At 64.6% G+C, this 9,979-nt stretch carries 9 protein-coding genes; 4 read left to right on the top strand and 5 right to left on the bottom strand.

Annotated features, from left to right (window positions below; all coding sequences use genetic code 11):
• Positions 1 to 190: 190 nt before the first annotated feature.
• Positions 191 to 991 (bottom strand): nucleotidyltransferase domain-containing protein, encoded by an 801-nt coding sequence (locus tag DBR23_RS19120; RefSeq protein WP_108499261.1) that lies wholly within the window; start codon positions 989 to 991, stop codon positions 191 to 193.
• A gap of 183 nt (positions 992 to 1,174) precedes the next feature.
• On the opposite strand from DBR23_RS19120, the gene DBR23_RS19125 reads away from it, so the two are divergent.
• The 3 genes from DBR23_RS19125 to DBR23_RS19135 all read left to right on the top strand — a co-directional run bounded on the left by DBR23_RS19125 (position 1,175) and on the right by DBR23_RS19135 (position 3,721).
• On the top strand, positions 1,175 to 1,972 hold the full coding sequence (locus DBR23_RS19125) for a sigma-70 family RNA polymerase sigma factor (protein WP_233250573.1): 798 nt from the start codon (positions 1,175 to 1,177) through the stop codon (positions 1,970 to 1,972).
• Positions 1,973 to 2,034: 62 nt separating this feature from the next.
• Positions 2,035 to 2,643 (top strand): YdeI family protein, encoded by a 609-nt coding sequence (locus DBR23_RS19130; protein WP_108499263.1) that lies wholly within the window; start codon positions 2,035 to 2,037, stop codon positions 2,641 to 2,643.
• 58 nt (positions 2,644 to 2,701) lie between these two features.
• Positions 2,702 to 3,721: an aldo/keto reductase gene (locus DBR23_RS19135; RefSeq protein ID WP_108499264.1), complete on the top strand. Its 1,020-nt coding sequence runs from the start codon at positions 2,702 to 2,704 to the stop codon at positions 3,719 to 3,721.
• Positions 3,722 to 3,800: 79 nt separating this feature from the next.
• On the opposite strand, the gene DBR23_RS19140 is transcribed toward DBR23_RS19135, so the two are convergent.
• Together DBR23_RS19140 and DBR23_RS19145 are read right to left on the bottom strand one after the other, a co-directional pair.
• Positions 3,801 to 4,721 (bottom strand): OmpA family protein, encoded by a 921-nt coding sequence (locus DBR23_RS19140; protein ID WP_108499268.1) that lies wholly within the window; start codon positions 4,719 to 4,721, stop codon positions 3,801 to 3,803.
• Between the two features lie 103 nt (positions 4,722 to 4,824).
• Positions 4,825 to 5,202, bottom strand: a complete 378-nt coding sequence (locus DBR23_RS19145; protein WP_108499265.1) for a DUF4398 domain-containing protein — start codon at positions 5,200 to 5,202, stop codon at positions 4,825 to 4,827.
• A 374-nt stretch (positions 5,203 to 5,576) separates the two neighbouring features.
• Between DBR23_RS19145 and DBR23_RS19150 the strand changes: the two genes are divergently transcribed.
• The gene (locus tag DBR23_RS19150; protein WP_108499266.1) at positions 5,577 to 6,680 is read left to right on the top strand and encodes a mechanosensitive ion channel family protein; all 1,104 of its coding nucleotides are present in this window, start codon (positions 5,577 to 5,579) and stop codon (positions 6,678 to 6,680) included.
• A 113-nt stretch (positions 6,681 to 6,793) separates the two neighbouring features.
• Here DBR23_RS19150 and gap read toward each other — a convergent pair whose 3' ends face one another.
• The gene (gene gap / locus DBR23_RS19155; protein WP_099731861.1) at positions 6,794 to 7,792 is read right to left on the bottom strand and encodes a type I glyceraldehyde-3-phosphate dehydrogenase; all 999 of its coding nucleotides are present in this window, start codon (positions 7,790 to 7,792) and stop codon (positions 6,794 to 6,796) included.
• A gap of 88 nt (positions 7,793 to 7,880) precedes the next feature.
• Positions 7,881 to 9,962, bottom strand: a complete 2,082-nt coding sequence (gene tkt, locus DBR23_RS19160; RefSeq protein ID WP_108499267.1) for a transketolase — start codon at positions 9,960 to 9,962, stop codon at positions 7,881 to 7,883.
• Positions 9,963 to 9,979 lie beyond the last annotated feature (17 nt).

The following is a 9,979-nucleotide window of genomic DNA, read 5'->3' on the forward strand; positions in this document are numbered from 1 at the left end:
GGGGAATAGCGGGTGGCTTTTTGCTGCGGGTTGTGCCCGTTCAGCCAGCCTTGTCAGGCGTAGCTACCTATGTTTCCCCCAGGCCAGAGGGTTAGGCTGCATTGCAACTGCTGGGTGACATTGGGGTGGGTGCTATCGGCCAGAACCGGAACTTGCGGCTCCAGGGTACGTGAAGAACGCCCCGGGGCCTTCAACCCATTTGGCTGCGTACTTGGTGCAAAAAATTCATGGCAACGTATTCGCCGTCTGTGTTCACTTTGACCGTCGACGCACGAAGGGTCCGATACGCCGCGATAGTGTTCTCCAGCGCTTCCAACAATGCGGGAGCATTCAGAGTAGCAACCGTGTTTGCCAGCAATGACGCCAACTCTGGCACTAGTTCTACCCGCCGAACACCGATGGGTGCCTTGCCCGCACGTTCAAGCCCAAGCGGACCAAGCACGCACCCGCGCAAAAAAGAGAAGAAGTCCAACGCCTCCTGCAGTTCTCCGCGGGCAATCTTCGAGGCGCCGTAGTGCACCCACACCCAGAATCGATCTTCGATCCACTGGTGGTCGGGCGGGGGAAATGCTCGCTTCCCGTGGGCTAGTGCCTCGGTCAGCCGCACATCGCGCTCCCACAACACGGTGGGTTGGTCGACCCGGTCTTTCAGATCCTCAATGCGAACAAACTTGAGGTCAACATGAAGGGCGGGTGGTCCGTAAAGGCAGATCAGTAAGCGTGGCTCGCCGACGTGCTCGCCTGTGAACGCTGCCACCAGCCGCCCGAGCTTGGAAGCGACTTGCTTGCGGCTCTGCATCACCTCGTCAAAGCTCGCGCCCTCGCACACGACGACCAAATCTAGATCGCTGTAGTCGTCCATCAGGTCTGCAGAATAGGAGCCGGCCGCTGCAACACCGACAACCCGGGAGTCTGCTGCCAAGATAGAGACGGCGCGATCGAGGAAATCGCGGTGGAGTTGGGGCGTGGAACGAGGGTGATGGATCAACATGTTGAGACTTTACAGAAGTCCGCCACACCGATCGATTGGTACGCTACGCGCAAGGTCTGCTTTGGGCCTGAGCCCTTCCTTCGACCCAACGCCGGATCCTTGCATTCGTCCATCAACTGCTGTCCTAGTCTGCTTTGGGTCTGCCTGTGGCACCATGCTCCGATGCGAAAAGACGAACACACCGTGGCGCTCGTAGGCGCCAGCCGCAGTGCCTTGGTGCGCGCCGCCACGCGCCTTCTAGGCCCGGTCGATGCTGAAGACGCGGTGCAGGACGCCTATGTGCGCGCGCTGGAGGCCAATGCCCCTGCGCTCAATGCTGCCCAGGCCTGGCTGCTGACTGTGGTGCGCAATCTGGCCATCGACCGTTTGCGGCGGCGCCAGTGGATGGCGCAATGGCTGGCTGAAGCCGTGCAGAGCGCGCACGCCGATGTCGCTGGCGCGGTCGCACCTTCTGCGGAGGCCGATGCGGCTCTTGCGCAGCAGGCCACGCTGGCGCTGCGGCGACTTGCCGAGTATGTGACGCCTGCGGAGGGCGCTGCGTTGCTGTTGCATGCTGTGTTCGACGCCAGCCATGCCGAGCTGGCGCAGGCCAGCGGTCGGTCTGAAGCAGCCAGCCGCCAGCAACTGCGCCGCGCCTTGCAGCGGCTGCGGCAGGCGCAGGAGGGCGACGAATCCAGCGATGAACCCAAGGGCGCCAACGCCGCAGTGCTGCGCCTGTATCTGCAGTCGCTGCAATCGCGAGACCCACAGACACTGTGGGCGCTGCTGCGCCAGCCGCCCGTCAGCGCGGGGGCGGTGCATGCCGCAGCCCAGGCGATGCAGCTTGTGCCACCGCGTGCCCAGCGCGCAAGCGCCACTGTGGGTGGGGTGGTGCAGGTAGGCGGGCAGTTGGGGCTGGTGCTCACGCTTGATGGTGTGACGCTGTGCGTGGTGCCGCTGGGACCACACGCCGAGCAAGTGCATGACGCCGTGGTGGCCTGACCCGCGCACCTGCAGCTGCAACTGGTAGGAAGAAGGCAAGACGGAAGGACGTTTGCAGCACCATGATCCAGCAGCCCGCGCCCACCTTCTTTGCCACCCCGCAGGCGTTCCGCGATTGGCTGGAGCGCCACGCCGCCAGCGCGACGGAGCTGCTGGTGGGTTTTCACAAGGTGGGCTCGGGCCGCCCCAGCTTGGGCTGGCCGGAGTCGGTGGACGAAGCGCTGTGCTTTGGGTGGATCGATGGCATTCGGCGGCGTATTGACGAGCACACGTATTCGATCCGCTTCACTCCGCGCAAGCCGTCGTCGATCTGGAGTGCGGTCAACATCGCCAAAGTGGAGCAGTTGCAGGCGGCAGGCCGCATGACGCCTGCGGGGCTGGCCGCCTTCGCGCACCGCAAGGCAGACAAGTCGGCCATTTACTCGCACGAGCAGGCGGGGGTGGCCGAGCTGCCGGTGGCGCTGCAACGCATTTTCCAGCGCAACAAGGCCGCGTGGCGGTACTTTCAGGAGTCCACACCGCCCAGCTACCGCAAGGTGATGCTGCACTGGGTCACATCCGCCAAACGCGATGCGACCCGGGAGGCGCGGTTTGCGCAGCTGGTGGCCGCCTGTGCTGCGGGCGAGCGCATTGAGCTGTGGGCGAAGCGGCCACCCGTTGCAAAGGCTTAGCCCAGCCTCCAAGCCCGAGCCACCCGGTGGGTTGCCTCGCTTGCCGTAAGCTCGCGGCATGCAACAAAGAAACCTTGGACCTTTCTCCGTCTCGGCCATCGGCCTTGGCTGCATGAACCTGTCGCACGCCTATGGCGCCCCGGTGTCTGCCGAGCAGGGCGAACGCGTGCTGCTGGCCGCGCTGGATGCGGGCGTGACGCTGTTTGACACCGCCACGCTGTACGGCTTTGGCGCCAACGAAACCCTGGTGGGCCGTGTGCTGAAGCAGCACCGCAGCCGTTTCACCCTGGCCAGCAAATGCGGCATGCAGGGCGTGGATGTGAATGGCGACGGCAAGCTGGTACGCGTGATCGACGGCCGCCCCGCCACGCTGCGCCAGACCTGCGAAGACAGCCTGCGCCGTCTGCAGACCGACGTGATCGACCTGTACTACCTGCACCGCTGGGACAAGAAGGTGCCCATTGAAGACAGCATGGGCGCACTGGCCGACCTGGTGCGTGCGGGCAAGATCCGCAGCATCGGCCTGTCGGAGGTGTCGGCCGCCACGCTGCGCAAGGCGCACGCGGTGCACCCCATTGCTGCGGTGCAGACCGAGTATTCGCTCTGGACGCGCAACCCCGAGATTGCTGTGCTGGACGCCTGCCGAGAACTGGGCGCCGCCTTTGTGGCGTTCAGCCCCGTGGCGCGGGGCTTTCTGTGTGGCGATCTGCGCGATGTGAGCACGCTGGATGCCAAGGATATCCGCCGCGCCATGCCCCGTTTTGCGCCCGACGCCTATGCCGCCAATCTGAATCTGCTCGACGGCTATCAAGCCATTGCGCACGATATGGGTTGCACCCCCGCCCAGCTGGCGCTGGCGTGGCTGTTGCACAAGGCCGAGCACATCATTCCCATCCCAGGCACCACCAGTGTGGAGCATTTGCAGGACGACCTGGGTGCTGCCAACGTGCGGCTGGACGCCGCCACCATGGCGCGGCTGGATGCGCTGATCAACGAGCGCACGGTAGTGGGCCAGCGCTACAACGCACAATCCGCGAGCGAAGTCGATACCGAAACGTTTGAAGACCGCGCAGCGTAGGCGGCGCGGTCTTTGTGGGCTTCAGTGCAGGTTCACTGCAGCTTCAATACGGCTTCACGGTAGGACTTTTTGTGGGGCCTCAACGGCCTCGCAAATTGCCCTTGTCATCGGCAATCACGATCTCCACACGGCGGTTCATGGCGCGGCCTTCGGGCGACGCGTTGTCAGCCACCGGGTGGGCCTTGCCGTAGCCGCGTGCGGCGATGCGGCTGCTGTCCACGCCGCGCTGCACCAACGCATCGCGCACGGCCTGCGCGCGGCGGTCTGACAGGTCCTGGTTGTAGCTGTCGCCACCCACGCTGTCGGTGTAGCCCTCGATCAACAGCTTGCGGTCCGGGAACTGTTTGAGAAAGTTCGCCAGCTTGTCCAGGCGCGGGCCGGCCTGGGCCGAGAGTTCGGCCTTGTTGAAGGCAAACAGCACATCGCCCAAGGTCACCAGCAGGCCGCGTTCGGTCTGCTGGGCTTCGAGTTCGCGCAATTGCGCTTCGAGTGCGCGCACGCGGTCTTGTGCCGCATTGGCCTGGGCCATGGCAGCGGTGGCTTGCGCCTGCTGTTGTGCGGCGCGTTGCTCGGCGCTCATCGCCTGCTGCTGGGCTTGCTGGGCGCGCAGGCGGGCCGCGTCAGCCTCTTGGGTGCGGGCCTGCAGACGGATGCGGTCGGCTTCGCTGCCTGCCTGTTTGATGTTGGCATCGAGCTGGCGTGCGCGGGCTGCATTGGTGGCGATCTCGGCGCGTTGGCGGGCGATGTACGCCAGGTGGTTGGTCTCGGACGTGTCGCGGTCATCGGCCCACACGCGGTCGGCCTTGGCCAGTGCGTCGGTGGCTTGCTTCAGTTCGAGCTGCGCGTACTGGTTGACGGCCGGGTCTCCTGCAGCGGTGCTCACTGCGGTACGGGCCTCTTCCAGCGCGGGCGATGGGGTGGTGCTGGCGCAGGCGGCCAGCAGGCCAACGGCAATCAGGCTGGTGCACAGGGCGGTGGTTCGGTGAAAAAAGCGGTGCATGGTCAGGTGTTCCTTGAAATGGGGTGGGGCAATCGCGGGGGCCTCAACGGTGTGTGCCTGAGGCGAAGCCAGGGGGCGCGGTGGCCCCATGGTTGGCGCTGGCTCAGCGGGGCGATCGGCGGTTGATTTCTTCTTGCAGTGCGCGGATACCGTCTTGCACTTGGGCGAGGTTGGCGGCATTGCTGGCCGCGTCTGCGCGTGTTTCAGCGACACGGGCATCTACCTCGGCCTCAGCGGCCAGGCGGCGTGCCGCCACATAGTCCTTCTCTGCCATCGCTTTTTCGGCCTGCATCAGCTTCTCGCGTGCTTGCTGCAGCTGCACGGGGGAGCTGGTGGCCACAGCCGGGGCAGCCGCCACGCGGTTGACAGTGGTGCGGGTGACCGCCATCTGTTCGGTGGGCGCCGGGGTGGAAGAACAGGCGGCCAGTGCGCCCAGTGCGAGTGCCGCTGTGGCGGTACGGATCAATGCGGATGAATGCATGGTGTGGTGGACTCCTCTGGAGGTGGTTGGGTAGGCCGTACCGACGTATCGGGCGGGCCACCAGGGGGTTCTGGTGTTGATGCATTGTTGGGGCTCGCCCGGCAAGCAGGCGTAGGCCCTGCCTCTGTATTGCTGTGGGGCATGTCTTACGAACACTTGCAAACAAGGCGCCCACCATTTGCGTGAAGGAGAGTGGCTTGTTGCGTTCGGGAACTCTCATCTCCCCCAGGTCTCGATCAATGACAGCACGCGCACGCAGCGTGTTGTTGCGGGTGCCCTTCACCCGTACGCCACGTCCCATGGCCGTGGCCTCTGCGCGGGCGCTGCGCACGCCTGCTCCATCACCGCAACACAACGAAGAGGAGAGTTACTGCATGCCGCCATCCACCTTTTTTAACTGGGTCCAGGAGACCACCTTTGCGGGCGTGCCGCTATGGAGCCTGTGTGTGGCCCTGGCGGCGGCTGTGGCCACCTACGCAGCCATCCTTGTGGTGCTGCACCTACTGACCCGCCGCGCCAAAGTGTGGGCCACGCAGTCACACAGCGGCATGGCACTGACTCTGGTGGATGTGCTGGAAGGCACGAGCCGCACGCTGATGCTGGTGGTGGCACTGCTGGTGGGCGCAAGCCTGCTCGACCTGCCGGGCCGCTGGGAGAGCCGTCTGAGCCAGCTATGGTTTGTCGCCGTGGCGCTGCAGATGGGGCTGTGGGGCATGCGCGCGATTGGCATTGGCGTACGCCGCTATGTGGAGCGGCACTCGTCCAGCGGCATGACGCAGGTCAGCGCCTCGGCCACGCTGATGTCGTGGGGGCTGCGCACGCTGCTGTGGAGCGTGGTGCTGCTGGCCATCTTGTCCAACGTGGGGGTGAACATCACGGCCTTCATCGCCAGCCTGGGGGTGGGCGGTATTGCCGTGGCGTTGGCGGTACAGAACATTTTGGGCGACCTGTTCGCATCGCTAGCGATTGCGGTGGACAAGCCTTTCGAGGTGGGCGACTTCATCGTGGTGGGCAATGTGTCGGGCACCGTGCAGGTGATTGGTCTCAAGACCACGCGCATCCGCAGTCTGCAGGGCGAGCAGATCGTGATGTCCAACACCGACCTGCTCAAGCAGACCATCAGCAACTTCCGCATGCTGGAGCGGCGGCGCATCGTGTTCACCTTTGGCGTAGCCTATGGCACCACCCCCGAGCAGGCCGAGGCCATTCCAGGCGTTGTGCGCAACCTCATCGAGGCACACCCGGAGCTGCGCTTTGACCGTGCACATTTCAAGGCGCTGGGCACCAACTCGCTGGACTATGAGGTGGTCTACATCGTCGAAGACCCGGCCTACAACCTCTACATGGACCTGCAGCAGTCCATCAACCTGGGGCTGCTGCGCGAGTTCAAAGCCATGGGCGTGGAATTTGCGTTTCCTACCCGCACGGTGCACATTGCCAGCGCGCCGCCGCAGGCGCCTGCCGCTGCCCTGCTCTGAGGCGGTGCAAGCCACCACAAACGCGCAGACGAAAAAAAAGCCGGCGGCCTTTGCAGGCGACCGGCTTGAACAGGGTAGTTGCTTCTAGCGCTTTTTCAACTTCTCAAAAAAGCTTACTTGGCGACCACGCGCACCATTTCCAGGCACTTGTTCGAGTAGCCCCATTCGTTGTCGTACCAGCTCACGACCTTGACGAAGGTGCCGTCCAGCGCGATGCCGGCGTCAGCGTCAAAGATGGACGTGCGGGTGTCGCCACGGAAGTCGGTGGCCACCACCTTGTCTTCGGTGTAACCCAGCACGCCCTTCAGGGCGCCTTCGGACTGGGCCTTCATTTCGGCCTTGATTTCTTCGTAGGTGGCGGCCTTGTCCAGTTCCACCGTCAGGTCCACCACCGACACGTCGGAGGTGGGCACGCGGAAGGACATGCCGGTCAGCTTCTTGTTCAGGGCCGGAATCACCACGCCCACGGCCTTGGCAGCACCGGTGCTAGAGGGGATGATGTTTTCCAGAATGCCACGGCCGCCGCGCCAGTCCTTGTTCGAAGGGCCGTCCACGGTCTTTTGCGTGGCGGTGGCAGCGTGCACGGTGGTCATCAGGCCGCGCTTGATGCCCCACTTGTCGTTCAGCACCTTGGCCACGGGGGCCAGGCAGTTGGTGGTGCACGAGGCGTTGGAGATGATGGCCTGGCCTGCGTAGGTGTCGTGGTTCACGCCGAACACGAACATGGGGGTGTCGTCTTTCGACGGAGCCGACAGGATGACCTTCTTGGCGCCAGCGTCCAGGTGCTTCTGCGCCGTGACCTTGTCCAGAAACAGGCCGGTGGATTCGATCACCACGTCGGCGCCGACTTCGTTCCACTTCAGGTTGGCGGGGTCGCGCTCTTGCGTGAGGCGGATCTTCTTGCCATTGACGATCAGGGTGTTGCCCTCGACCGCCACGGTGCCCTTGAAGCGGCCGTGCACCGAGTCGTACTGCAGCATGTACGCCAGGTACTCTGGCTCCAGCAGGTCGTTGATGCCCACGACTTCGATGTCGCTGAAGTTCTGGATGGCCGAGCGCAGCACGTTGCGGCCGATGCGGCCGAAGCCGTTGATACCAATCTTGATCGTCATAGGGAGCCTCTTCAAAGTTGCAAAGTCGAAATCATGAATTGGCCGCCGCGCACCCGCTGGCAGCGGTGCGCAGCGGGCAAAGGGCGTTTTACCGGGCCTTCTTGGCGGGCTTCAGGCGGGCAGCGCCGATGGCCACGAGCACTGCGTCGGCCACGTTCTCTTCGGTGAAGCCGAAGTGCTTGAACAGCACAGGCGCGGGGGCCGATTCACCGTAGGTGTCGATGCCCACCACGGCGGCGCAGCCGTACTTCCACCAGCCGTCGGTCACGCCCATTTCCACGGCCACGCGCGGCACGCCCGCAGGCAGCACACTGCTCTTGTACTTGGCATCTTCGCGGTCAAAGGTGGTCGTGCTGGGCATGGAGACCACGCGCACGCCGATCTTCTTGTCGGCCAGCAGGCGCTGGGCCTTCAGGGCCAGCTGCACTTCAGAGCCGGTAGCGATAATTACGGCCACGGGCTTCTTCTTGATGCCCACGTCGGCAGGCTCGCTCAGCACGTAGGCGCCGCGCGAGATGTCGCCCAGGTCGCGCTTGGGCGCATAGGGCAGGTTCTGGCGCGACAGGGCCAGCACGGTGGGCTTGTTGCGATTGGACAGGGCCACGCTCCACGCCACGGCGGTTTCTGCCGTGTCAGCGGGGCGCCAGACATCCAGGTTGGGAATCAGGCGCAGGCTGGCCACGTGCTCGATGGACTGGTGCGTGGGGCCATCTTCACCGAGACCAATGGAGTCGTGCGTGAACACGTGGATCACGCGCTGCTTCATCAGCGCGGCCATGCGGATGGCGTTGCGGCTGTAGTCGCTGAACGTGAGGAAGGTGCCGCCGTAGGGGATGAAGCCACCGTGCAACGCCACGCCGTTCATGATGGCGGCCATGCCGAATTCGCGCACACCGTAGTTGATGTGGCGGCCACCGACCTTGTCGCCATTCGCGGCTTCGGTCTTGACCACGTTGCCCTGCATGTCAAAGCGCAGGTTGGGCGTGCTCTTGGTGTTGGTGAGGTTGGAGCCTGTCAAGTCGGCGCTGCCGCCCAGCAGTTCGGGCAACGCGGCGGTGAAGGCTTCCAGCGCCAGCTGGCTGGCCTTGCGGCTGGCCACGGTCTCGCCCTTGGTGTGCGCGGCCACCACAGTGTCCACGGCCACTTGCGCAAAGTTGGCGGGCAGGTCGCCCTGCATACGGCGGGTGTATTCGGCAGCCAGCTCGGGGAAAGCCTTGCTGTAGGCGGCAAACCGTTCGTTCCAGGTGGCTTCAGCGGCAGCGCCAGCGGCCTTGGCGTCCCAGCCGGCGTACACGTCTTCGGGGATCACGAAGGGCTCGCTGGTCCAGCCCAGGGCTTCCCGCGTGAGCTTGATTTCTTCGGCGCCCAGGGGCTCGCCGTGGGCCTTGGCGGTGTTCACGCGGTTGGGGCTGCCCTTGCCGATGTGTGTCTTGCACACGATGAGCGTGGGGCGCTCGGTCTGCTTCTTGGCTTCGACGATGGCTGCGGCCACCTTGTCGGCGTCGTGGCCGTCGATGGGGCCAATCACGTTCCAGCCGCTGGCCACAAAACGCAGGGGGGTGTTGTCGGCAAACCAGGGAGCGACCTGGCCATCGATGCTGATGCCGTTGTCGTCGTACAGGGCGATCAGCTTGTTGAGCTTCCAGGCGCCGGCCAGAGACACGGCTTCGTGGCTGATACCTTCCATCAGGCAGCCGTCGCCCAGGAAGGCGTAGGTGTGGTGGTCCACCACGGCATGGCCTTCGCGGTTGAACTCGGCGGCCAGCAGCTTTTCAGCCAGCGCAAAGCCCACGGCATTGGTGATGCCCTGGCCCAGCGGGCCGGTGGTGGTTTCCACGCCGGGGGTGATGCCCACTTCGGGGTGGCCGGCGGTCTTGCTGTGCAACTGGCGGAAGTTCTTCAGCTCGCCGATGGGCAGGTCGTAGCCGGTGAGGTGCAGCAATGCGTACAGCAGCATCGAGCCGTGGCCGTTGGACAGCACAAACCGGTCGCGGTCAAACCACTGGGGGTTGGTGGGGTTGTGCTTGAGGTGGCGGCTCCACAGCGCCACGGCCATGTCGGCCATGCCCATGGGGGCGCCGGGGTGGCCGGAGTTGGCTTGTTGAACGGCGTCCATGGCCAATGCGCGGATCGCATTTGCCATCTGTTGGGATTGCTGGGTGTTGGCCATGGGGGGAGGGTTCAGGG

Source organism: Acidovorax sp. HMWF018 (genome assembly GCF_003061035.1).
GTDB classification, from domain to species: Bacteria; Pseudomonadota; Gammaproteobacteria; order Burkholderiales; family Burkholderiaceae_C; genus Acidovorax; species Acidovorax delafieldii.

What these genes read in the sequence shown, in the direction of transcription:
- DBR23_RS19120 (WP_108499261.1), bottom strand. Translation starts at nt 991, where the DNA reads ATGTTGATCCATCACCCTCGTTCCACGCCCCAACTCCACCGCGATTTC.
- DBR23_RS19130 (WP_108499263.1), top strand. Translation starts at nt 2,035, where the DNA reads ATGATCCAGCAGCCCGCGCCCACCTTCTTTGCCACCCCGCAGGCGTTC.
- DBR23_RS19135 (WP_108499264.1), top strand. Translation starts at nt 2,702, where the DNA reads ATGCAACAAAGAAACCTTGGACCTTTCTCCGTCTCGGCCATCGGCCTT.
- DBR23_RS19140 (WP_108499268.1), bottom strand. Translation starts at nt 4,721, where the DNA reads ATGCACCGCTTTTTTCACCGAACCACCGCCCTGTGCACCAGCCTGATT.
- DBR23_RS19145 (WP_108499265.1), bottom strand. Translation starts at nt 5,202, where the DNA reads ATGCATTCATCCGCATTGATCCGTACCGCCACAGCGGCACTCGCACTG.
- DBR23_RS19150 (WP_108499266.1), top strand. Translation starts at nt 5,577, where the DNA reads ATGCCGCCATCCACCTTTTTTAACTGGGTCCAGGAGACCACCTTTGCG.
- gap (WP_099731861.1), bottom strand. Translation starts at nt 7,792, where the DNA reads ATGACGATCAAGATTGGTATCAACGGCTTCGGCCGCATCGGCCGCAAC.
- tkt (WP_108499267.1), bottom strand. Translation starts at nt 9,962, where the DNA reads ATGGCCAACACCCAGCAATCCCAACAGATGGCAAATGCGATCCGCGCA.